The organism is Aeromonas sp. TS_SC_11, assembly GCF_057318915.1.
This window is the reverse complement of the sequence record NZ_CM170470.1, coordinates 527,679-550,316: the sequence shown is the minus strand read 5'-3', so window position 1 is coordinate 550,316 and position 22,638 is coordinate 527,679. Positions and strand designations below refer to the sequence as shown.

Below are 22,638 nucleotides of genomic sequence, written 5' to 3'. Positions count from 1 at the left end.
TCAAGGAGCCCTTGTCGCGAGACAAGGGCTCCTGCTTTATGGGTGCCATAACAACAATACTCACCACACAGCGACAGACTTCAGGATTGGTATGGAAAATCAAGCAGTTAAAGATTCGCATACAACGCAAACATCCCTTCGCCGCTGGCTGGAGCCGGTACTGGTACTGGCCATTCTGGGCAGCCTGTTCGGTTACCTCGGCAGCCTGATGGGGCTATCCGCCCTGGTCAACACCCTGTTCAATACGGCCCATCAGCTGCTGCTCAATACTGTGCTCTTCATCATGGGGATTACAGTGCTATCCGGGGCGCTGAGCCAGCTGCTCAGCGAGTTCGGGGTAATCCGCCTGCTGGAGGTGCTGCTGGCGCCACTGATGAAGCCCATCTTCCGTCTGCCGGGCCGCACCGCCCTGGCGGCTCTGATGACGTTCTTTTCCGACAACCCAGCGGTGATCAGCCTCGCCAAAGACAGTCGCTTTCGCAAGGGCTTCACCCCCTGGCAACTGGTGTCTCTGACCAACTTCGGGACGGCTTTTGGCATGGGGCTGATCGTGGTGACCTTCATGGCCACCCTGCAACTGCCGAGCGGCGAATCCACTGCCAGTGCGGCTTTGATAGGTCTGCTCGGCGCCCTCATCGGCTCAGTGGTCTCGACCCGGCTGATGCAGCGCATGATCAGGCCGCTGGTGGGGGAGACCCTGATTGATGACGAAGTGGTTAGCGTGGGCGCCAAGCCCGGGCTGAGTCAGGAAGCGGCTCCCACCTGGCTCCGGGTGCTCAATGCCCTGCTCGATGGTGGCAAGTCCGGGGTGGAGCTCGGCATGGCGGTGATCCCGGGTGTGCTCATCATCAGTACCTTCGTCATGTTGCTGACCTTTGGTCCTGGCGACAAGGGCTATACCGGCGAGGCCTTCCAGGGGGGGGCACTGCTGCCCGTGCTGGCGGCCAAGGTGGGCTGGTTGTTCGAGATGCTGTTCGGTTTTACCCATGCCGAGCTGGTGGCCTTCCCCGTAACTTCACTGGGAGCGGTCGGGGCCGCCATGTCGCTGGTGCCTCCTTTCATCGGCAAGGGGTGGATCACCGGCAACGAGGTGGCGGTATTCACCGCCATGGGCATGTGCTGGAGCGGCTTTCTGAGTACTCACACCGCTATGCTGGATGCGCTCGGTTATCGCCATCTCACCTCCCGCGCCATAGTGGCTCATACCATCGGCGGTCTCTGCGCCGGTGTGGCGGCCCATCAGCTCTACCTGCTGCTGGGCTGAGTTAGGTTCAGATAACAAAAGAGGCCCTTCGGGGCCTCTTTGCATTGCTCGTTGCGATCACGCGGACAGCATCGAGACGGCCAGCCCGGCGTTGTGCTCACTCGACATGGCCAATGACGGTTTGTTCTATCACGGCTCCGGGCATCATCTGTTGTATGCCTTCAATCAGCTTGTTCCCGGCTGCTTGCAAAGCTTCCAGGGGCATTTCGGGCAAGCTCTCCAGAATGAACCACATCATGCTCGACTCCACACTGAGCCTAGTCCTGACCCCCTGTCTCCAGTTCCAGCGTCGGCACGTCACCCCCTTGTCATCCCGCCATACCACTTCGCCGGGTTCTGGAGATTCATGAGCCACTTCGCCGCCCTTCATTGTGTCGAATAGCTCGCTGCCATCGGCAACTACCAACCTTGGCATCCCTTCATAGGTAGTCAGGTTTTCGCCCCCGACCGGTATGGCGTACTCAATGCTGATGGCGTTATAGAGGTCAACGACAGGATCGATACTCGGCAGGCTGCCATCACGGGCTACCCGTTTTCTCAGGGCTTCGGCGGAGCAGGGAGTGCGCTGTGGTTTGGCGCCAAACTTTCTAAAGAGGTCCGCCCAGGCAGAGAGGTGTGCATCGGCCCAGGGTGCATCTTCTCTGGCCATGGCAAGGGAGGCTTGTTCCAGAGCCCGCGTCCCCACAGCGGGGTCTGCAATGGCAGCCGCCTGGACAGTGATACTCAAGGCCCGGAATCCGGGAGCCATATCGGTCACTTCAGGGGTGATTAACGGCTTGAACAACGGCATAGCGACTCCAGGGAATTCATTGATAGAGACGACATTTGATGTCTCGATGGCGCATGGCATCAGCCACATCAAACTCAATTTGAGAGCCATCTTGCTTGGGCGATGGCAATAAGAAAATTTACAAAATCTTAAGGCCAATAAGGATTTGGAATGACAAGCAGCCCGTCAGTGAACGATTGGTATGGGATCTCGATCCAGAAGGAAGCGCTGTCTTTTCGTTGTTCTCTCGCGAAATGGGATGAGCCGCTCAGGGGCGCTATCTCTGGTGCTGTTGAACAACATCAACAACAAGGGCGCCGAGGCGCCCGCTTGCTTGAGGGTCAGACTGACGACATTACAGATTGCCCGGTTTGGGAATGGGGATGCCGAGCAGCAAGTTATCCATCATGCCGACCATGCGGCCCAGCTCGGGTTTGGTGATGGTGTCATTGGCCCCCAGCTGCAATGCCTTCTGGCGGTTGTCATCACTCATCAGCGACGAGAACATTATGATGGGGGTGGTTTTGAAGGCAGGGGTGTCCCGCAGCCGTTTGAGCAGATGCATGCCATCCATTCGGGGCATCTCGACGTCTGTGATGATGCCGCTGACAAACTCGGACACAGGTATCTTCTCCTCCTGTGACAGACGGTCAAACTCCGTCAGCATCTCCAGCCCTTCTCCCCCGTCCTTGGCCGTCACCACGTTGTAGCCAGCGGTGCGCAACGTGGTCTCTATCATCTTGCGGATGAAGGCCGAGTCGTCGACCACCAGAATGCTCTTGGCCTGGCGCAGTGCCATCATGCGATCGTCGATGATGACTTTGCGATCCTGGGTCACATCGTATTTCTCCATGCTGAGCTCTGGGTTGATGTCGGCGATGATCTTCTCGAAGTCGAGGATCATGATGAGGTTGCCATCGCGCCTGACCACGGCGACCACGCAATCATTCTCGCCCGCTTCCAGAAACTGGCTGGGGGATTCCACATCCTCCCAGGAGACTCTATGGATCCTGCTGACACTGTCGATGAGAAAACCGTTCGCCATCTTGTTGAAGTCGGTGACGATAACCACTTTGTTGCTGTTGTCCGGGTTGGTGCGGATCCCGAGCCAGCCCGCCAGATCCACCAGGGGGATCAGCCGTTCACGCAGCGAGAAAACCCCGACCATGTGGCGCTGGGCATTGGGGTAGTCGGTAGTTTCCGGTACCCGGATCACCTCGCGCACCTTGGCGACGTTGATACCGTAATAGGCAATCTTCTCCCTGCCATCGGGCAGATGCTTCTTGAGATGAAACTCGATGATTTCGAGCTCGTTGGTCCCGCTCTCGGTCAGGATGGATTTACGCTCTTCCCCGTTTTTGGACATCATGGCGACTCTCGTGCTTCTGGTTGCGCTGGCAGCACCGGCTGCGGTTTTCCCTCAGTATAGGAATGGATCCGTCCACACCGGAGAGATCCACACAACATAACCCTCATAACTGCTTGATCCCGCAAGTAGGAAGGCACGTAACAGCTTAACAGGGAAACAAAGATGCGATGGAGAAGACCATCACACTCACCATAAACAGGAGCGGAGCATGGCAGAGGCTGTGGTTGTGATAGGGGCAGGGGGCGGAATCGGGCAGGCACTGGTGGCGCACTGGCTGGCGGCAGGAGCCAACCCAGTCATTGCGGTCAGCCGACAGCAAGCTCCCGTCGGGTTTGATGATCCTCGCTTGCATTGGCTGCCCTGCGATTACAGCGACCAGCAGATGAGCCACTGCGTCAGCCATATTGCCGGACTGGCTCCCGGTTTGCGCTATCTGGTGATCTGCAATGGCGTTTTGCATCAGGGGGAGATCAAGCCGGAAAAACGGCTGGAAGCGCTCAATGTCGAGGCCATGACCCGCCTCTACCAGACCAATGCCTTGCTGCCGCTGCGCTGGATCAACCAGCTGCTCCCGCTGTTTGGCACTTCACCCTGCACCCTGGCGGTACTCAGTGCCAGGGTCGGCAGCATTGGCGACAACCGCGCTGGGGGTTGGTATGGCTATCGTGCTGCCAAGGCCGCTCTCAATATGTTGCTCAAGTGCGCGTCCATCGAACTCGCCCGGCGTGCCCCGGGCGTCAAGCTGCTGGCGTTTCATCCGGGCACTGTGGATACCCAGCTCTCGCGTCCGTTTCACGCCAATGTGCCGGCCGGCAGCTTGCAGACGCCAGAGCAGGTAGCTCACCATCTGGTGAGTTTGATGGCGCGATTGGTGCCTGACGGCGAACTCAGCTATCTCGACTGGCAGGGCAAGACTATCGAGTGGTAGGGGCATCCAGCAGGCGAGCCAGCAGGGTCCGCAGCGCCTTGATGATGGCCGGCTTGCCCGCCAGTTGCAGCCTGGCAGCCAGTCGACCCCAGTCCGCGTATTGCCAGATGGTGGCGATCAGCAGCTGGCATTCGCTTGGCGTCAGGGAGGCCAGTCGCGGCAGATTGCCTGTCAGCCAGCGCTGTAGAGTGGATTGGCACAGTTCGAACGGCTTGTGGTGATGGGCGAAGCAATCAAGCTCATCCCGTTCAAACGCATCCAGCTCAGGCACGGCCAGCTCTTGTCCCTTCACACATTGCCACACCAGTTCGGGATCCAGCTCTTTCAACTCCCCGGCCAGCAGGGTAGGTAGCTGTTGTACGAAGCGCTGGCGCCACAGGTCCAGCTCGGCTTGCCACTCGGGTTTCAACGCCTTGAGCAGCAGGGCAGCATGGCTGCCGCTGGCGGCATCCCGCTGCAAACCGATGCGCAGTGTCACCAGCCCGGCCTTGTGCCAGAAGGGCAACAAGTCGGCGCTGGCCGAGAAAGCGGAGCCGAGATAATCGAGCCCTTCCTCCCGGTAGTAGTCCTCCAGCTGGCCGAGCAATCGTGAGCCGAGCCGGTGGCGATGCAGCGCCGGGTGGATGGCGATGCGCATCACCCTAGCGTAGCTGCGTCCCCCGGCTGTCTTGAAACCGGCGTGGGCAAGCAGGGACTGGGGCAGCAGATGGCCGCGCGGGCGCCGTCGGCCCGCCCAGATAGCCTCGGCGAGTTCGGGGGCGATATTGCCCTCCCGCGCTACCAGCGCGACCCCCAGCAGGCTCTGCGCCTGTTCCAGCAGGTGGATGTCGAGATCCGGACTCTCCAGCAGAGATCTGAGGTCGCTCGGCGTGGTCTGGTAGTGGGCCAGCACCAGCAGGCCGAATACTTGATTCAGCAGTGCCTCATCGGCTGCCAGCGTCCCTTGCCCGATCAGCCGCCAGGTCGGGTTGGTCGGCGGTTGGGGAGCATCTACCTCGGTATTGAGGCCAAGGAGACGAAACACCAGCGGTTCCAGCGGGTCGCGAGTGCTCCAGCGGATGGGCTCGGCCAGGTGGATCTCCTGCCAATCCGGCGTCTGGCGGTCAAGCACTCGCTTGAAACGCAGGTGAAAGCCGCGTCCCGTCCCCTCGTAGCCGTGTTCCGTGGTGGCGAAGACGATGCGACTGTGGCGGGCCAGCATGGCCTCCAGCAGCGGCGTAGGGATGGCGGCGGCTTCATCCACCAGCAACAGATCGGGTTGCAGCGCCTCATGTACCAGTCGATCCGGTGAACAGAACTCGAGGCCCACAAGCTGCTCTTGGGTGGTATCGAGCGCCCGGGCGGCGTGGGCGAACAGGGTGGCGACAGTGGCCTGAGAGGGTGCCGTCACCACTATCTTCAGGTCGGGTTGCTGGCGCAGCAGCCCGGCGGCGGCGAGGCCCAACAGGCTGCTCTTGCCGCGTCCCCGATCGGCGCTCAGCACCAGGGGGCGGCGGCGATGGCCGTGCAGCACCCTGTGGATGGCGGGCAGAGCAAGAACCTGATCGTCACTCAATGGCCGTTCGGCGCCTATCGGTTGCCAGGGCTGTGGGCTGGTGGGCGGGAGCAGGGAGAGCGCAGGATCGCCTGTCAGCAGCCGCACCAGCCGGGCGATAAAGCCGTGACCCGCCCGGCTTGCCTCCTCCGGCTGGGCTACCAATCTGATCCGGTCGGGATCCGGCCATGCTGGCCACAGCTCTCTGGGTGGCGTCAGCAGCAGCAGCAGGCCGCCCGCCCGCAGTGTGCCCGCCAGGGCGCCGAAGGCGTCGGGATGAAAGCCGCTGAAAGCGTTGAACACCAGCGTGTCGCACTCCTGACCCAGCCGTTGCAGCGCCTTGGCGGCGGGAACGGGCCCGTGGTGGGCGGGGCCTTCCCCTAGCCAGAAGATGGCACCGTCCAGCAGCAGCTCGGTACGGACGATGCAATCAGCCTCATCCCCTTCCAGCCAGATCAGTCGCCGCTCGCCAGCATGGGCGAGGGTCTGGCGCAGGGCTTTCACCTCGGCGGGGCTCATGAGGCTGAACTGTCGCCCGCTTTGACGCGAGGTTCAAACATGCGATCCCCTGTCTGGTCGATAAAGGTATGGGCCTTTTGCACCATGAAACGCTCCGCATCGGCTGGGTTGGCAAACAGATCGGATCGGATAAATCGATGGGTTTGCAGCACACCATCCAGCTCCTTGGTGATGCGGCCCGCCAACCGGTACTGACCCCCTTCCGCCATGGGCTCTGGATAGATGAGATAACCGGCGTATTCGGTGGGAGTGACGTCGACGGCTTGTGCTGGTTGGCCCCCGAACAGTGCTGTGAACAGTTTCTTGAGCATGATGTTTTCCTCTGTGACAGAGGCATTGTCCCCAAGGGGCTGATGGCTGGCAAGCGGGGGATCTTATTACTAATTGTTATTTGCACTACGAACCATTCTCATTTAGATTTCATGGCATTCCAGCATGAGGTAAACACTATGTACGTCTGTTTGTGCCGTGGCATCACAGATACCCAGATCCGCAAGGCGGTACAGGCAGGCAAGAGCGAGTTTCGTCAACTCAAACAGTCGCTGGAGGTAGGTGCCCAGTGTGGCAAGTGTGTGCGCATGACCATGGAGATCATCGCCGCCGAACTTGACAAGGCAGAGCTGGAAACGGCCCCGCTCTACTACGAAGTGGCCTGACCTAGACCCTGGCGTTTTCCAACCCGACCCGGCAGCAGGGTCACCCTTCCTTTCAGGCGAGCTGGCTCGCCAGACCTTTTGTTGTCACTTTTCTGGACTAAGCTCTAACGATCGAAGCCTCAGGCACGAACCAAGGAGCAGAGTCGATGAAAGGAGATCCCAAGATCATTGCCCACCTCAACAAGGTGCTGGCCAATGAGCTGATTGCCATCAACCAATACTTCCTGCACGCCCGCATCTACGATGACTGGGGCCTCAAGGCGCTCGGGCACAAGGAGTATCACGAGTCCATCGATGAGATGAAGCACGCCGACGAACTGGTCAAGCGGGTGCTGTTTCTGGAAGGGCTGCCCAACTTGCAGGATCTGGGCAAGCTGCGCATCGGTGAAACGGTGGAGGAGATGCTGCGCTGCGATCTGTCGCTGGAGATGGATGCCATCCCGGATCTGAAAGTGGCCATCGCCTACGCCGAGTCGGTGCAGGACTATATCAGCCGTGACCTGTTTCAGGACATTCTGGAAGATGAAGAGGAACACGTGGACTGGCTGGAGACCCAGCTCGATCTCATCGATCGCATCGGGCTGGAGAACTATCAGCAGTCACAGCTGCATCACGGCTCATCCTGAATAGTTATGGCATGAAAAGCTGACTTAAAAACCCGCCAAGGCGGGTTTTTTCATATCCGTTGCATAGCTTTTCATCCGGTTTATCCATATGAAAAATAAGCTTATTTTTGTTAATCAGGTCGCAAAAATATGTTGAGTAGATGTGCACTATTGGAACCCCTATCGGGGGCACACAATAACAACAGGTTAAAGGACTACACCATGCACTTCTTGCCCAACAAACTGGCGCTGGCTTGCGCCATCGCACTCTCTCTCGCAGCCTGCAATGACAACAGCTCCAACGCGCCGGCGGATCCCGCCGCTACCAAGGCATCCCTGATGCAAATCATGGACGAGGCCCAGCGTGCGAGTCAGGCGCTGGACCCTTACGGATTTGCCATTGATGCGCCAGGGATCGCCCAGCGCAAGGCGCTCGACGGTTCGCTGCTCACCCGGCTGGATGCCATGGACCCGAGCGTGTTGAGCGAGCGGGACCGACTGTTTTACGACATGATCCGCTGGGATTTGCAGATCAACCTGGCGGGCTATGAGCTGCCTCAATCCCAGATCCCGATCCATCACTTCCGCAATCGGGTGGTGGATCTGGCCGATGAGGTCGGGGCTGCGCCCGCCAGCGGCAAGGCAGCCCGCACAATCAGCAGCGGCTTCGATTACTTCGAGCAGAGCTCGGCCGAGCGAGTCGCGCCGGGAGATGCAGCCTGGCGGCGTGATCTGGACCGTAAACCTGCGGGGACTGTTGTAGCCACGCGGGCGAAGGCGGTGACGGCACCGCTGGGCTGGTATCAGGAACACCTCACCTGGCTCAAGGCCTACGACGCCTATCTGGCCGAAGTGAAGCATCAGTTCGAGCTGGGCAGCGCCCAGGGCAACACTTTGCCGAATGAGCTGGTGGACAGGCTGCTGGCCCAGCTCGACAGCAAGCTGGACGGTGAAGCCATCTCCGGTGCCTACCTCGGCTGGCAACAGCTGCCAGGGGAGGCCGACGAGGCACTGCGCACCGATTACAAGGCGGTGCTGGACAGTATCAACGGCCGCTATCTGGCGCTGCGGGACTATCTGGATTATCAGCATGGCGGCGCTTATGCAGTGCGTCTTGGCAGCGGCGAGTGTGACGATGGCTTCTGCGGCATGACCAATGGCCGTGAATGGTATCGCTGGTTGCTGAAGAAGCACACCACCACCGAGATGACGCCGGAGCAGGTGCATGTGCTGGGGCTGAGCGAGGTGGAGCGGATCTTCGGCGCCATGGTCAAGGTGTGTCATACCGTCGGCAAGTGCGACAGCGAGGAGGTGGCCCAGAGCAAGCAAAGCGGCCAGATCTATGACTTCTTCCGCTATCTCAACGAGCCTGCCTTCTTCTACCAGAACCCGCTGGCTGTCTGGTCTGCCGGTTTGAATCCGAGCAATGCGGCAGGGGCGGCGCTGAGTGAGCCACAACAGCAGGCGCTGGCCGAGCATGAGCGGGCACTGCGGGAGTACAACGCCTTCAAGAGCAAGGCCGCGCTGGTGTTGCCGGACTTCTTCGATGCCGAGCGCACCATCCCCAAACTGGATTACGAGGTGGTGCCCGTTTCCTATGAGGATGCACCCTATGGCGGCGTTGCCTGGTATCAGGACGGCAACCCGCAGACCGGTCGCAAGGGGCAGTTCTTCCTCAATACCTACTATCCCTATGGTTTGCAGAGCTGGAACATCAGCACCCTGCTGGCCCATGAGGCGGCGCCTGGCCACCACTTCCAGATCACCATAGCCCAGGAGCTGGCGGCCAAGGATCCCGACTTCCCGCAGTATGTGGCGAACGCTTCCTATACCGCCTATGCGGAGGGCTGGGCGCTCTACACCGAATACCTGGCGGATCACGACATGGGACTCTATCAGGGGCGCGGCCTCTACGATCCGGCCGTGGGAGATGTGAAGGTCGAGGGCTCGTCCGCGTTCAACAACCAGCTGCAGTATTTCGGACGCCTCAACGAGGAGATGCTCAGGGCCATGCGGCTGGTGGTGGATACCGGCATTCACTGGTATGGCTGGAGCCACGACAAGGCCGTCAATTACATGCAGGAGAATTCGGCGTTGGGGGCGGGAGACATAGGATCAGAGGTGCCGCGCTACATGGCCTATACCGGTCAGGCCACGTCTTACAAGGCGGGTCAGCTGGCGCTGATCCGGATGCGGGAGTCCGCCGAGCAGGCCCTTGGCAGCCAGTTTGACCTCAAGGCCTTCCACCACCATGTACTGGAATACGGCATGTTGCCCATCTCTGTGCTGGAGCAGAAGAACCGGCAGTGGATTGAACAGTCGAAGTGATCACAGTTACGGCGCCCGGCAAGGCAGCGGGCGCCGCTTTCGATTAGGATACGGCTCTATTTCCATCACAATGCTACGGATGATTTACATGGAACTGATTGCACGTGAGATGGCCCCCCACAAGCGGGTGGCGCTGGTGGCTCACGACAACATGAAGACCCCTTTGCTGAACTGGGTGATGCGCCGCAAGGAGGAGCTCAAGCTCCACCATCTCTATGCGACCGGCACCACGGGCACCATGCTCGGCAAGCAGGCGCAACTGCCCATTACCTGCCTCTTCTCTGGCCCCATGGGCGGTGACCAGCAGCTCGGGGCCCTGATTGCCGAAGGCAAGATAGACGTGCTGATCTTCTTCTGGGATCCCCTCAATGCGGTGCCCCACGATCCGGACGTGAAAGCGCTGTTGCGCCTCGCTGCGGTATGGAACATTCCAGTTGCCACCAACGAGGCGACCGCAGATTTCATCATGGACTGCCCCCATATGCGGCAGGCATTCAGCGTACAGATCCCGGATTATGCTGGCTATTTGAAAGCCAGAACTGAATAAGAGCAGATCCGCCAATCTGTGCTGGTTACTTGAAAGCCAGGATCGAATAAAAACAAACAGATATAGCAGATAGCAAAGAGCCGGACACAGTCCGGCTCTTTTATTTGAAAGATGGCAGCAAGTTAACGCTGGAACCCCTTCTGGGCGAATTTGGGTCTGGCGCTCATGATCTGCTCCACCTGCTCGTCGCTCATCTTGCCGCGGGAGAGGCCCAGCACCTTGTAGGTGAGCAGCGGCCGTGCCGGCAGGGCAATCATCAGTGCCCGGATCTGGTTCTCGTCCTCTTTCTCCCGTACCGGCTTGCCATAGGCGTAGGTGAGTACGCCGGCATCCATCAGGTTTTTGACGGCAGGCTCGGTGATCGGCAAATTTATGACGCTTTTGCGTTGCAGCACGAACTCGCGCAGTACCGCTTTCTCGTTGAAGTCGAGGAAAGCAATCATCTGGGCCAGCAGATCCTGTTGGCGGCGGGACTGCCACTCTTCACAGGCCCACTCCCAGGCAATCAGAAATGCCTGACTGCAGAAGTAGGAGATGGCGATCAGCATGCCGACCCCGAGCCAAGCCGCGTGGAGCGTAGCCCACTGGCTGACTGCACCTTTCATCAGACCGGCCGGAAACAGCAATATGATGCTGCAGCAGAGTAACAACCAGACCATGAGCCAGTTGAGGCGGTTCAGTTGATAGAAATGTTGGATCCACCGTTTCATCGTTCATCCTTCCCAAACTATTGTGGACAGTAATCAACTCATAGCAATCGTTGTGCCAAGGCGTGGATGCCAGGGGAAAGAGTGGAGATCCGGACGGAGAAATCGAGGGAGCTGACCGAGTGACGAGTTACATTCTCTTACAACTTACTGAGCTAATGATCATTAGTTTGCCTTGTGAGCTGGCCGCCGGTTTGGTAAAAAGCCCGCACTGTCATTGGGGAGTAGCAACCCGCCCGTGATCCGGGCAGGGCTCATGTCAACATTCTTGGATCTTCCGATCCATGGCATGGGCGGCGATAGCATCTATCGCTCTGCAAGACCTTTGGCCTCGATACGCAAGCCAGCCGGGCGAGCCGTATCGGGTCCATCGGTTGTTCTGCTCGCCTGGCGGTTGCCTATTATGTTGATCACCCTGCTGTTATTTCTGCTCTCTGCCGTCACCATCTACCTGGCCTGCGAATATTTCGTCAATGGTATCGAATGGACTGGCCATCACTTCAAGTTCTCCCAGAGTGCCACCGGCTCCTTGCTGGCAGCCCTGGGTACGGCCTTGCCCGAATGCATCGTCACCCTGACCGCCTTGCTGATGGGGGATGCTCCCGCCCAGCAACAGATTGGGATTGGCGCCGCTCTCGGTGGCCCTCTTGTACTCTCCACCATAGGCTATGCCGCCGTCGGCGTGACCCTGCTGCTGTGCATGAGCCGTGCCCATCGAGTCATCGACGGCGAGGTGCAGCGCGAGATAGGTCGGGATCAAGCCTGGTTTGTCGGTATCTTTCTGGTGGCTGTCGCCCTCGGCATGGTGGCCTTCACCGGCAAGGCCTGGCTGGCGCCGCTGTTCGTGCTGGTTTACCTGGTCTATGTGCGGCGCGAGTTGAAGCAGACCGACAGCCACGAGGTCGAGTTGCCCGAGCCCCTCAAGCTGGATCCCGAGGCCGAGATCCCGGCGCTCGGCAAGGTGCTGTTGCAGACCCTGGTGGCGCTGGTGGTGGTGGCGCTGGCTGCCCAGCTGTTTGTGCATCAGCTGGAGAGCATGGGCGAGCTGTTTGGTCTCTCCCCCGTATTGGCGGCCTTGCTGCTGAGCCCGGTGGCGACCGAGATGCCGGAGCTGATGAACGTGCTGATCTGGGTGCGGCAGGGCAAGAGCCGGCTGGCGCTGGCCAACATCTCAGGCGCCATGATGATCCAGGGCACGATCCCCAAGGCGTTCTGCCTGCTGTTTACCCCCTGGTTGCTCGACAGCACCATGATGGTCTCCTCGCTGGTGACCCTGCTGGCGGTAGTGCTGCTGTGGTGGGGCTTCAGCCGTGCGCAGATGACGGCGGGCAGGCTGGCCTGGGTTGGGCTGGTCTATCTCGGTTTCTGTGGCTGGTTGGTGGTGAGCTGACGAGATATGGGTTTCATGAGCGTGACGCCATGAGAAAGGGCAGGATTCCATCCTGCCCTTTTTATTGTCATCAAAATATCTCAGCTGACGCTGAGCACCGGGATCAGAACTGCTGGAACCAGCGCTGGATCTGGGCCGGATCCTTGCTCTGGGTCAGGGAGAGCATCAGCAGGATGCGCGCCTTCTGCGGGTTCAGGGTGCCGGCGGCCACGAAGCCGTACTTGGCATCGTCGATCTCGGCATCCAGGGTGGTGGCGCCGGTCGGTACGCGGGCGGAACGCACCACGCGGATGCCGTCCTTGCTCGCCTTGGCCAGGGTATCGAACAGTGTGTGGTAGAGGTTGCCGTTGCCCACGCCAGCGCTGACGATACCGTCAAACTTGGCATCCACCATGGCCTTGGCCGGCAGATCGGTGGCGTTGGCATAGCTGTAAACGATGCCCACTTGCGGCAGCTTGTCGAGCTTGCTCACGTCGAACGGTGTCTTGCTGGTGTGCAGACGTGCCGGTGTGCGCTGATAGTCGATTTTGCCGTTGTGGATGTAACCCAGCGGGCCGAAGTTGGGGGCGGCGAAGGTCTGCACCCCTGTGGTGTTGGTCTTGGTGACGTCGCGGGCATCCAGCACAGTGTCGTTCATGGCGACCATGACGCCACGGCCCTTGGAGCTGGGGTCGGAGGCGGTGACCACGGCGTTATACAGATTCAGCGGGCCATCGGCACTCATGGCGGTGGAGGGGCGCATGGCGCCGACCAGCACCACCGGCTTGTCGCTCTTGACGGTGAGGTTGAGGAAGTAGGCCGTCTCCTCCATGGTGTCGGTGCCGTGGGTGATGACGATGCCATCCACGTCATCCTTGGCCAGCAGCTCGTTGACTCGCTTGGCCAGGGTCAGCCATACCTCGTCGTTCATGTCCTGGGAGCCGATCTTGACCACCTGCTCCCCCTGCACCTCGGCCACGTTTTTCATCTCGGGCACGGCGGAGATCAGGGTTTCGATAGCTACCTTGCCTGCTTCATAGTTGGATTGGGTGGCGGACTGTCCCGCTCCGGCTATGGTGCCACCGGTAGCCAGGATATGAACCTGTGGCAGGGCCATGGCCATCGGGGAGAGGGTCAGGCCAAGTACGGTGGCGATCAGTGTCTTGCGGATAGGGAGAGTCATGCTGCAAATCCTTCTGAGTGATAAAAATTGCAGCAAGTTTGCGCTTTCTGTTGAGGGGGTCTGTGATGACTCTCACCAAAAAACAGCTGGGTACAGAATTTTAACCTGATTTATACCTCTATAGAGATAATTTAACTCGCCAGGAAGCCTTTGGCTTCAATCAGGGCGATCAGCTCCGCCTTGCTCAGTTCGCTCTCGACGACGGCCTTGCTGCTGGCAAAATCCACCTGGGCCTGGGTCACTGCACTCTGGGCCAGCAGGGCTTTTTGCAGGCTGGCGGCGCAGCCACCACAGGACATGCCGGAAATGGTGAGTTCGATGGTCATGGGATCACTCCTCTGTTGATGTGCAGCCAGCCTAAAGCTGCCGCCCGCAGCAAGGTCAAGCCCTAGCGAGCCACCACGGATTCACGCACCATCAGACGACCATGGAACTTCTGCTGCTCGTCGGCGGGGCGCAGGCTCTGCGTCAATTGGGCTTGCAGCACGCGTACACTCTCTTGTGCCAAGCGTTCGCTCGGATATTCGATGCAGGTCAGCGGGGGCGTCAGCTGATCTGCCAGGGCCGATCCTTCCAGGCTGATGACGGAGACATCCTGAGGAATATTGAGGTTGAATTCGCGCAGCAGACGCATGGCATCGGCTGCCTGCGCATCTTGCTGCACCACCAGTGCGGTAAAGGGCAGATAGCGGTTGAGCAAGCCGAGCAACGCCTGCTGGTTGTCGGTACCATCGATCACCAGCTGACTGTTGTAGGGCAGGGATTGCTGCTGAAGTGCCTGCTGATAACCCTGGATGGCACTCTTGCCGGCTGGGGATAGTTTGTCATCCAGCATCAGCACCATCTGGCGATGGCCTTTGCCAAGTAAAAAGCGGCAGGCGCTCTCGGTGGCGAAGGTCAGGTCGTAGCAGAGATTGAGGTTGCTCGAATCACTCACCCCATCCAGCTGAAGGAGGCGCTCGTCCTGGTTCAGTGACTGCTTGGCACCGATCACCAGCACGCCATCACAACGGCCGCCCAGCAGTTCGTCTACTGCCAGCTGTTGTTGCTGCGCCTCGTCGGCAAAGCGCACCAGCATGCTCTTGCCCGCCTTGGCCAGCGCCCCTTCCAGCAGCGGCAGCATGCTGGCCAGACGGTTGCCGAGCTGGGGGGAGAGTATGATGCCGATGCAATCCGTCGCCTGAGTCGCCAGCGATCGGGCCGTGGCATTGGGGCGGAAGTTCAGTTGTTCTGCGGCTTGCAGCACAGCCAGCCGACTCTCTTCACGCACGCCGCGGGAGCCGCTCAAGACGCGGGAAACGGTGGCTTTTGATACATTCGCGAGGCGCGACACATCGGTAATATTGGCCATGGCTTCATCAACGGTAACCGGTTAACAGAAGTTCATCCTAACATAGGCCGATACCGCCCGGTAAGGTTTGCCTGTTGGGCAGAATGTAAAAGGGTGGCCATCGCCACCCTCTGCCATCTCTGACCCCATCCATCAGAAGAAGTATTTGAAACGGACCCGGCCGCCGTAACGATCTATGTTGTCCTCTTCGTTGCTGTCGACATTCAGCTGTGACCAATAGGCACCCAGGTAGATGTCAAAGTTGTTCAGATCCAGCACCTTGGGGATCTTGTAGGAGGCATAGACGGTGTTGATGGTGTGCTTGCCGACCATCTTGCCGAAATCGGCGCTGGCATTGCCCAGGTTGGCGCTGCTGATGTCGTTGATGGCGTAGATGTAACCCAGACCGGCGTTGTGCCAGAGCAGGTTGGCGCCCAAGGTTGTATCGGTTTCAGCTTCGGCATCCATGCGGGCGGCATTGACGTTGACCGTCAGGGCATCCTGGGTCCAGCTGGTGGTGAGGCCATAGCCCATGCGGTCGGAAACGGAGACATCATCCGTGGTGACGATGGCATCGTTGATTGCGTTGCCCTCGGCACCCAGCGCTACTTTCAGGTTTTCACCTTTCCAGGCGATGACAGGGCGGACTATGACGGAGTCCTTGGCCTTGGTCAGCGCATAGCCGTGGTACTGCTGGCCTGCGAACAGATTGGTGCGATCCCCCAGCAGGGTGGAGAGTTCCAGATACCAGTTGCCTGCCTCCTTGTTGAGCAGCAGCTGGCCGCCCTTGCCAGCCCGGCCACGGCCCTCTTTGAGCATGTAAACATAACCATTGCCATCGGAGTAGAGGTCGTTGGCACTATCCCCCGAGTGTTCGACAAAGATGTCCTGTCCCAGCGGGAACATGTCATAGGCCTCGAAACGACCCACCTTCATCCCCCAGTTGCTGCGCTGGCCGAACCCAAGATATGCATCATCGGCACCGGCACCACCATTGGTACCTATGGTGGGCTGGATCTGGATCTGGCCATAGCGGCCATCTTCCAGCTCTCGTACGCCGACGAAGTTCAGCAGCAGGCGACCATCCTCATCCCAGCGATCGGTGCGGGTTTCGCTGGTCTGCCCCAGCACATTGCCACGGGTGGTGTTGGAGGCATTGAGGTTGATCTCCGCATCTCCCCCCAGGCTGAGCCGGCCGAAATCCGTATTGGTTTCGACCACGGCACTGACCATGAAAGGAGCGCTCAGGGCCAGGATGGCAAGGAGCTGGACGGACAGGTTTGTCAGTTTCATTATTATCATTCCTTGAGTTTTATGATTTTGATATATAAGCGTTTATTTATTTGTCTCTCCAAAGAGAGGGCAAATTCGGTCATGCCTGCCCCCCATCGGCCAGGCAATGTGGGATTGGGGATCATGGATTGTTCAGTAGAGGGCCAGGGTGGGTGGCCGCGCTCGACTCAGGGTCTACATCGACAGTCAGGTGCAACGGCGATGGCGCACTGTGGACGATACCCGCCTTGTGCCGGGGGAATCATATTGCCCATGTGGCAATCCCTTCGGCGCAGCTTGGCAGCCAGGCTGCGCCTCGCACGCCACTGCTGTCACCATGGCGGGCGGGCACTATGGGGGTGATGCACCCATCCGAAAACAGATAGGGATCCAGCGCCCGGGGCAGGTCTCGGTAGAGGAGGTCGATGTTGGAGAGACCGCCTCCCAGTACTATGACATCCGGGTCCAGTACGTTGATAAGGCTTGCCACGCTGCGGGCCAGAGCCTGGATGAAGTGGCCATAATGGGCCAGCGCCTGGTGGTCTCCCTCTGCGGCTGTCGTGATGATCCCCCGAGGTGAGAGGCTGCGGCCATGGCGTTCGACAAAGCGGCCCGCAAACCCAGTGCCCGAGATGAAGCGCTCGATGCAGTTATGGCGGCCGCAGTAGCAGGGCTGGCTTGGGCCATCCTGTGCCGGGTCATAGCCGGGCAAGGGGTTGTGTCCCCATTCGCCTGTGATGGCGTTGGGCCCGACGATAAGCTGGCGATTGACCACCAGACCGCCGCCACACCCGGTCCCCAGTATGATGCCAAACACCAGTCGTCCTGCGTCGCCTGCGCCGTCGACGGCTTCTGACAGGGTGAAGCAGTCGGCATCATTGGCCAGCCAGACCGGTTGGCCCAGCACCCGCGTCAGATCCCCCTTGAGATCCTGCCCGTTGAGAAACAGGCAGTTGGCATTCTTGATGCGGCCGGTTTGCGGGCTGATCGCCCCGGGCAGTCCTATGCCGATGGTGAAGGTGCCGTCCAGCTCCTGGCGTATCTCGTTCACCAGGTCGGTGATGGCGGCAAGAAAATCGCCGTACCCCGTGGTCGGGGTCGCAATGCGTTTGCACAGCAGGCTGACACCCTGGCTATCGAGCAATTGAGCCTCGATTTTGGTGCCGCCGATGTCGAGTCCGAGTCGCAACATGGTTATCTTCCTCAGGCGGCCAGCTTGCGATGCAGCTCAATGAGCTCGGTGACCAGCTCCTTGGCAAGCATGGCGGTCATCAGGTGATCCTGGGCATGCACCAGGATCAGCTTGACCGGGATCTTGCCTTCCCCTTCATCCGCTTCAATCAGCCTGGTCTGCACCGCGTGAGCGGCGTTGGCGGCCTCACCGGCCTGGCGCAGCAGATCGTCGGCTTCGGAAAACTGGCCTGCCTTGGCTTGGCGCAGTGCTTCAAAGCAGAGGCTGCGGCTCATGCCGGCATTGATGATAAGACCCATCACTGTCTCTTCCAGATCGAACATATACGCTCCTTGGTCATGAGTGCCGGCCCCTTGTGCCGGCGCTGTGTCTTTACCGGTCTCGTGACGAGACCATCAGTTGAAGCCGTGCTCGCGGGCTGCGGTCGCAAACCACTGACCGCTCTTCTTGATGCGTCGGGTCTGGCTCTCCAGCTCCAGTTCGATAAAGCCGTAGCGGTTCTTGTAGGCGTTGCTCCACGACCAGTTGTCGATGAAGGTCCAGAGGTGATAACCCCGGCACTGACAGCCTTCTTCCAGCGCCTTGTGCAACCAGATGAGGTGATCCCGTATAAAGCCGATGCGGTAGTCATCCTGGATCTGGCCATCCGGCCCCTTGAACTTGGCCTCGCCTTCGACCCCCATGCCGTTCTCCGAGATGTAGCTCGGGATGTTGCCGTAGTGGTCGCGCAAGTTGACGAGGATGTCGTAGATCCCCTGTTCGTAGATCTCCCAGCCCCGGTGCGGGTTCATCTTGCGACCCGGCATCTCGTAGTAGTCGAAGAACCACTCCGGCATGAAGGGGCTGGCAGGGTTGACCGCATTGCTACGGGCCTTGACCCGGCGTGGCTGGTAATAGTTGATCCCCAGCAGGTCGATCTTGCCTGCTGCCAGCAGTGCCTGATCTCCCGCTTCGCAGGCGGGCAGCTGGTCATACTCCTTGAGCAGTGACACCAGTTCGGCCGGGTACTCTCCTTTGACCGCCGGATCCAGGAAGCTGCGGTTGAACATCAGATCGGCAATGTTGGCCGCCTTCAGATCCGCCGGATGCTGCGAGCGCGGATAGGAGGGCGTCAGGTTGAGGATGATGCCAATCTGGCCATCCTGACCGAGGGCACGGTAACGCTGCACTGCCATGGCATGGGCCAGCATGGTGTGATAGGCCACTGTGGCGGCGCGGCGAAAATCCACCACGTTCGGGTAGTGGAAGTCGTAGAGGTAACCTCCCTCCACCGGCACTATGGGTTCGTTGAAAGTGAACCAGTGCTTGACCTTGTGACCGAACAATCTGAAGCAGGTCTCGGCAAATTCGGCGTAGGCGGCGACCACCTCCCTACTCTCCCAGCCCCCCAGTGACTGCATGCTCATCGGCATGTCGAAGTGGAACAAGCAGATGAAGGGCTCGATCCCCTCGGCCTTGAGTTCGTCGAGCATGGCGTCATAGAAAGCCACTGCTTCCGGATTGGGCTCTCCCCGCCCTGCCGGGATCAGCCGTGCCCAGGCGATGGAGGTGCGAAAGCTGTTGTGACCGAGCTGGCGTAGCAAGCGAACATCATCGCGAAAATGTTCATAGAAACCGGAGGTCTGAGCCGGGCCAATCTGCTGGTGAAAGCGGTTGGGGGCCTGTTCGAACCAGTGATCCCAGATGGTCGGGGCCTTGCCACCCTGCAGGCTGGCGCCTTCGGCTTGTGCGGCTGAGGAGGCGCTGCCCCACCAGAACGTTTCAGGAAAACGGTATTGCATCTCGTGTTACTCCAATCTTGAAAAAGAGGCCGCCAAGCGGCCCCGGCAGGCAATCAACGGCTGGTGGCGACCGCCAGCGTCGGCGCTTCCTCGTTCTTTTCTTGCTCTTCCTGCTTGAGCAGGGTGCGCTCATAGGCTTTCAGGAAGGGGTAATACATGGCCGCGGCAGAGCACATGCAAAGCAGGCTCAACACCATGGGGCTGATGGCCCAGTTGGCGGCCCAGGAGGCACCGATGGGGCCCGGTGTAGTCCAGGGGGTAAGGGAGACCACCCGTTCCACCAGACCGAAATCCAGGGCAAACCAGGCCAGGGTGGCGTTGATCATGGGCACCAGGATGAAGGGCAGGAAGAACACCGGGTTCATGACGATGGGCGCACCGAACAGTATGGGTTCGTTGATGTTGAACAGGCCCGGCACCACACCCATCTTGCCGATGGATCTCAGGTGCGCTGCCTTGCTGCGCAGCAGCAGGAAGGCCAGTGGCAGAGTGGATCCGACACCGCCGATCAGCAGGTAGTGATCCCAGAAGCCCTGCAGGAAGATGTGGGGCAAGGCTTCACCTGCCGCCATGGCGGTCTGGTTATTGGCCAGATTGGCCATCCAGAACGGGTTCATGATGCCGGTGACGATGAGGGCGCCATGGATCCCGGCGAACCAGAGTACCTGGCACACCAGCACAGCCAGCAACATGGCAGGCAGGGAGTCGGAGGCCGCGACCAGCGGCTTGACCAGCGACATGATGGCTTCCGGCAATATCATGCCGGTGCTGTTTTCCAGCAGCAGGTTGAGGGGATGCAGGGTCAGGATGATCACCAGCACGGGGATCAGCACCTCGAACGAGCGGGCAACACCGGTTGGTACCTGGGGGGGCAGCTTGATGGTGATGTTGTTGCGTTTGAGGAAGGCGTACACCTCAGCCGCATAGATGGCGGTGATCAGGGCCGTGAAGATCCCCTGACCGGAGAAGTACTGCATGGAGATGGCGCCATCCTTGACGGGGGCGGCTACCAGCATGAAGGACATCAGGCAGAGCAGGCCTGTAGTGACAGGGTCGAGCCCGTTCTGACGGGCCAGACTGGCACCTATTCCCACCGAGATGAACAGGGTCATCAGCCCCATGCTCAGCTGGAATGGGAGCAGCAACTGGGCTTGGTAGGTGGACGAGAAGTCGAGCCAGGCGCGGGCAAATCCCCACTGGGTCTGGGGTGAGAAGGGGGGGAAGATGAACACCAGCATGAAGCTGCCGACGATCATGAAGGGCAGAGCTGCGATGAAGCCATCACGGATGGCCTGCACATATTTTTGCTGGCCAATTCGCCCGGCCAGCGGACTGACCCGGTTCTCTATGGTACTGACAAAGCGTTCGTATAGGGTGTTCATGAAGGTTTCCTTGTGACATTCACTGGTTGGGTCCTGCGCATCAGCGGATGAGGGAGAGGGCGTGGTCGAGGACCTTGTCACCCCGCTGCATGCCGTAATCCATCATGTTGATGGTCTCGACCGGCACGCCGTGAGCCGCCGCTCGCTGCTGCAGCTCGGCCTGCATGTATTTGACCTGTGGCCCCAGCAGCACCACCTGGTAGTGAGGCATCTGCAGATCGAACTCTGCCGCACCGAAGGCTTGTATCTCGGCGCTCACCCCCCGCTTGTCCGCTTCCTCTTTCATCTTCTTGACCAGCAGGCTGGTCGACATGCCTGAGGAGCAGCACAACATGATTTTTTTCATTTCCAGATTCTCCAGTCGTTCGTAACGGATGGCGCATTCTGGATCGATGGATTTAATTTGGAAACCGGTTTCCTTATCGTGTCCGTATATGTGTGAACAGGATCGGTAATTTGGGGTTTAAAGCAGTGGAAAATGTGAGCTAGGTAAAGAAACGGCAAAATGGTTGCGGATACTACGGAAACAAAACCACAAAGCCGTCAAAATGGCGTCCAAGCCTCAAGATGACAGGGGCTAACACACAGCGAAGGGACGGGAAATCGAGTGATGAATCTGCAATGGATGGCAATGCTGGTCGGCATGATCGAGCAGCGCATGGTACCGTTTGCCAATTGGCTGACCCGCAGTCGCCATGTGCTCTCATTGCGCGATGGTTTTCAGTTGGCAATGCCTTTTGTCATCGTCGGCAGCCTGCTGGTGCCCATACTGTTTCCCCCCATCGCCCCCGATACCCCCCACGCATTCGGCCAGTGGCTGCACTGGCTGGCCCATGAGCTGCACCCTTTCCTGTTTCCCGTCTATTCCCACACTCTTGGACTGGTGGCACTGATCATTGCGTTTGGGGCGGCCTCAAGCCTGGCAAAGGCATACGAAATGCCGGAGCGACTGTGCGGCCTGGGGGGGTGCATGGCGTTTTTGATGTTGATCGACTTTCGTTCGCTGCAACCCGGGGTGTTTGGCTATCTGGGTGGGGCAGGGATTTTCACGGCCTTGCTGATGGCGTTCTATTCGGTGGAGGTGACCCGCTTTTTCTATCGGCGTGGCTGGTATATCCATATGCCGGACGAGGTGCCAGTGATGACGAGGCGGGGGTTCCAGCTGATAGTGCCTCTGCTGTTCACCATGCTCTCCCTTAGCCTGATGCGACTCTGGTTGCAGCAGCAGTTCGGGATCAGTCTGCCGGATTTCATGGCTTCCCTGTTCCGGCCATTGATAGTCGGGGCCGACACCTTGCCAGCCCTGCTGATCACCTTGCTAATTGCCCATCTGCTCTGGTTTATGGGGATCCATGGGGCCCTGATAGTGACAGGTTTGCTGTCACCTTTCTGGATGGCCGGCGTGAGTGCCAATCAGGCGGCCTTGATGGCGGGGGAGCCCTTGCCTCATATTTTCCTGCAAGGGTTCTGGGACTATTACCTGCTGATCGGGGGGATTGGGACTACCTTGCCACTGGTGTTTATGGCCATGCGCAGTCGCTCTCACTCGATTCAGTCGGTGGGCAAACTGGGGTTTATCCCGTCCCTGTTCAATATCAATGAGCCACTGCTGTTTGGCTTTCCCATCATCATGAACCCGCTGTTCTTTTTGCCGTTCATCAGCGTGCCGCTGATCAATGCTGTGCTGGCCTGGCAGTTGACCCAGTGGGGTTTTCTAGACCGCTTCATCGCCTTGCTGCCCTGGTCGATGCCCTCGCCACTGGGGGCCGCATGGGCGGCCAATGGCAGCTGGAGCAATGGTCTTATGAGTCTGGTCTGCATCCTCAACAGCTATGTACTCTATCGCCCCTTCTTTCTGGCCCACGAGAAGATGGTGCTGGAGCAAGAACATGAAAGAGCCTGA

General features: G+C 59.4%; 22 protein-coding genes and 1 riboswitch. Of the genes, 8 read left to right on the top strand and 14 right to left on the bottom strand.

Going from position 1 to position 22,638, the window contains the following annotated elements; translation table 11 throughout:
* Positions 1-91: 91 nt before the first annotated feature.
* The gene (locus tag AC1P02_RS02550; RefSeq protein WP_485183935.1) at positions 92-1,264 is read left to right on the top strand and encodes a CD0519/CD1768 family membrane protein; all 1,173 of its coding nucleotides are present in this window, start codon (positions 92-94) and stop codon (positions 1,262-1,264) included.
* Between the two features lie 97 nt (positions 1,265-1,361).
* Here AC1P02_RS02550 and AC1P02_RS02545 read toward each other — a convergent pair whose 3' ends face one another.
* A complete protein-coding gene (locus tag AC1P02_RS02545; protein ID WP_005314081.1) occupies positions 1,362-2,054 on the bottom strand; it encodes a B3/B4 domain-containing protein in 693 nt (230 codons plus the stop codon).
* Between the two features lie 334 nt (positions 2,055-2,388).
* Positions 2,389-3,402 (bottom strand): chemotaxis protein, encoded by a 1,014-nt coding sequence (locus tag AC1P02_RS02540; RefSeq protein WP_005314079.1) that lies wholly within the window; start codon positions 3,400-3,402, stop codon positions 2,389-2,391.
* Between the two features lie 208 nt (positions 3,403-3,610).
* On the opposite strand from AC1P02_RS02540, the gene AC1P02_RS02535 reads away from it, so the two are divergent.
* Complete coding sequence (locus AC1P02_RS02535; protein WP_290024355.1) at positions 3,611-4,330, top strand: SDR family NAD(P)-dependent oxidoreductase; 720 nt, start codon at positions 3,611-3,613, stop codon at positions 4,328-4,330.
* On the opposite strand, the gene AC1P02_RS02530 is transcribed toward AC1P02_RS02535, so the two are convergent.
* Together AC1P02_RS02530 and AC1P02_RS02525 are read right to left on the bottom strand one after the other, a co-directional pair.
* Positions 4,317-6,383, bottom strand: a complete 2,067-nt coding sequence (locus tag AC1P02_RS02530; protein WP_485183932.1) for a tRNA(Met) cytidine acetyltransferase TmcA — start codon at positions 6,381-6,383, stop codon at positions 4,317-4,319. The genes AC1P02_RS02535 and AC1P02_RS02530 overlap by 14 nt on opposite strands.
* Positions 6,380-6,694, bottom strand: a complete 315-nt coding sequence (locus tag AC1P02_RS02525; protein ID WP_058394560.1) for an HlyU family transcriptional regulator — start codon at positions 6,692-6,694, stop codon at positions 6,380-6,382. Before AC1P02_RS02525 ends, AC1P02_RS02530 begins: the two co-directional genes overlap by 4 nt.
* A gap of 138 nt (positions 6,695-6,832) precedes the next feature.
* Here AC1P02_RS02525 and AC1P02_RS02520 point away from each other — a divergent pair, with 138 nt between their 5' ends.
* The 4 genes from AC1P02_RS02520 to AC1P02_RS02505 all read left to right on the top strand — a co-directional run bounded on the left by AC1P02_RS02520 (position 6,833) and on the right by AC1P02_RS02505 (position 10,519).
* Entirely contained in the window at positions 6,833-7,039 is a 207-nt protein-coding gene (locus AC1P02_RS02520) for a bacterioferritin-associated ferredoxin (RefSeq protein WP_005314070.1), read from the top strand.
* Positions 7,040-7,185: 146 nt separating this feature from the next.
* Entirely contained in the window at positions 7,186-7,665 is a 480-nt protein-coding gene (bfr, locus tag AC1P02_RS02515) for a bacterioferritin (protein WP_005314068.1), read from the top strand.
* 201 nt (positions 7,666-7,866) lie between these two features.
* Positions 7,867-9,972: a DUF885 domain-containing protein gene (locus tag AC1P02_RS02510; RefSeq protein WP_485183928.1), complete on the top strand. Its 2,106-nt coding sequence runs from the start codon at positions 7,867-7,869 to the stop codon at positions 9,970-9,972.
* A gap of 88 nt (positions 9,973-10,060) precedes the next feature.
* A complete protein-coding gene (locus tag AC1P02_RS02505; RefSeq protein ID WP_021139003.1) occupies positions 10,061-10,519 on the top strand; it encodes a methylglyoxal synthase in 459 nt (152 codons plus the stop codon).
* A gap of 122 nt (positions 10,520-10,641) precedes the next feature.
* On the opposite strand, the gene AC1P02_RS02500 is transcribed toward AC1P02_RS02505, so the two are convergent.
* Complete coding sequence (locus AC1P02_RS02500; protein WP_017412541.1) at positions 10,642-11,229, bottom strand: superinfection exclusion B family protein; 588 nt, start codon at positions 11,227-11,229, stop codon at positions 10,642-10,644.
* Between the two features lie 204 nt (positions 11,230-11,433).
* Positions 11,434-11,541, top strand: a riboswitch (yybP-ykoY riboswitch).
* A gap of 88 nt (positions 11,542-11,629) precedes the next feature.
* Here AC1P02_RS02500 and AC1P02_RS02495 point away from each other — a divergent pair.
* Entirely contained in the window at positions 11,630-12,616 is a 987-nt protein-coding gene (locus AC1P02_RS02495; protein ID WP_165484331.1) for a sodium:calcium antiporter, read from the top strand.
* A gap of 103 nt (positions 12,617-12,719) precedes the next feature.
* Here AC1P02_RS02495 and ansB read toward each other — a convergent pair whose 3' ends face one another.
* The 9 genes from ansB to AC1P02_RS02450 form a co-directional block, all read right to left on the bottom strand.
* Entirely contained in the window at positions 12,720-13,778 is a 1,059-nt protein-coding gene (ansB, locus tag AC1P02_RS02490) for an L-asparaginase 2 (RefSeq protein ID WP_362844910.1), read from the bottom strand.
* A 131-nt stretch (positions 13,779-13,909) separates the two neighbouring features.
* Entirely contained in the window at positions 13,910-14,104 is a 195-nt protein-coding gene (locus AC1P02_RS02485) for a heavy-metal-associated domain-containing protein (protein ID WP_265421008.1), read from the bottom strand.
* Positions 14,105-14,166: 62 nt separating this feature from the next.
* Positions 14,167-15,129 (bottom strand): LacI family DNA-binding transcriptional regulator, encoded by a 963-nt coding sequence (locus tag AC1P02_RS02480; protein ID WP_087756614.1) that lies wholly within the window; start codon positions 15,127-15,129, stop codon positions 14,167-14,169.
* A 132-nt stretch (positions 15,130-15,261) separates the two neighbouring features.
* Positions 15,262-16,401: a carbohydrate porin gene (locus AC1P02_RS02475; RefSeq protein WP_005314051.1), complete on the bottom strand. Its 1,140-nt coding sequence runs from the start codon at positions 16,399-16,401 to the stop codon at positions 15,262-15,264.
* A gap of 241 nt (positions 16,402-16,642) precedes the next feature.
* A complete protein-coding gene (locus AC1P02_RS02470) occupies positions 16,643-17,572 on the bottom strand; it encodes an ROK family protein (RefSeq protein ID WP_485183924.1) in 930 nt (309 codons plus the stop codon).
* An 11-nt stretch (positions 17,573-17,583) separates the two neighbouring features.
* A complete protein-coding gene (gene chbA / locus AC1P02_RS02465) occupies positions 17,584-17,895 on the bottom strand; it encodes a PTS N,N'-diacetylchitobiose transporter subunit IIA (protein WP_059111934.1) in 312 nt (103 codons plus the stop codon).
* Positions 17,896-17,967: 72 nt separating this feature from the next.
* Positions 17,968-19,353 carry a glycoside hydrolase family 1 protein gene (locus tag AC1P02_RS02460; protein ID WP_099994468.1) on the bottom strand — a complete coding sequence of 462 codons (1,386 nt, stop codon included), beginning with the start codon at positions 19,351-19,353 and terminating at the stop codon, positions 17,968-17,970.
* Between the two features lie 53 nt (positions 19,354-19,406).
* Positions 19,407-20,735 carry a PTS sugar transporter subunit IIC gene (locus tag AC1P02_RS02455; RefSeq protein WP_042467704.1) on the bottom strand — a complete coding sequence of 443 codons (1,329 nt, stop codon included), beginning with the start codon at positions 20,733-20,735 and terminating at the stop codon, positions 19,407-19,409.
* A gap of 40 nt (positions 20,736-20,775) precedes the next feature.
* Positions 20,776-21,081 carry a PTS sugar transporter subunit IIB gene (locus AC1P02_RS02450; protein ID WP_042467706.1) on the bottom strand — a complete coding sequence of 102 codons (306 nt, stop codon included), beginning with the start codon at positions 21,079-21,081 and terminating at the stop codon, positions 20,776-20,778.
* 264 nt (positions 21,082-21,345) lie between these two features.
* On the opposite strand from AC1P02_RS02450, the gene AC1P02_RS02445 reads away from it, so the two are divergent.
* Positions 21,346-22,638: a PTS sugar transporter subunit IIC gene (locus tag AC1P02_RS02445; protein ID WP_021138992.1), complete on the top strand. Its 1,293-nt coding sequence runs from the start codon at positions 21,346-21,348 to the stop codon at positions 22,636-22,638.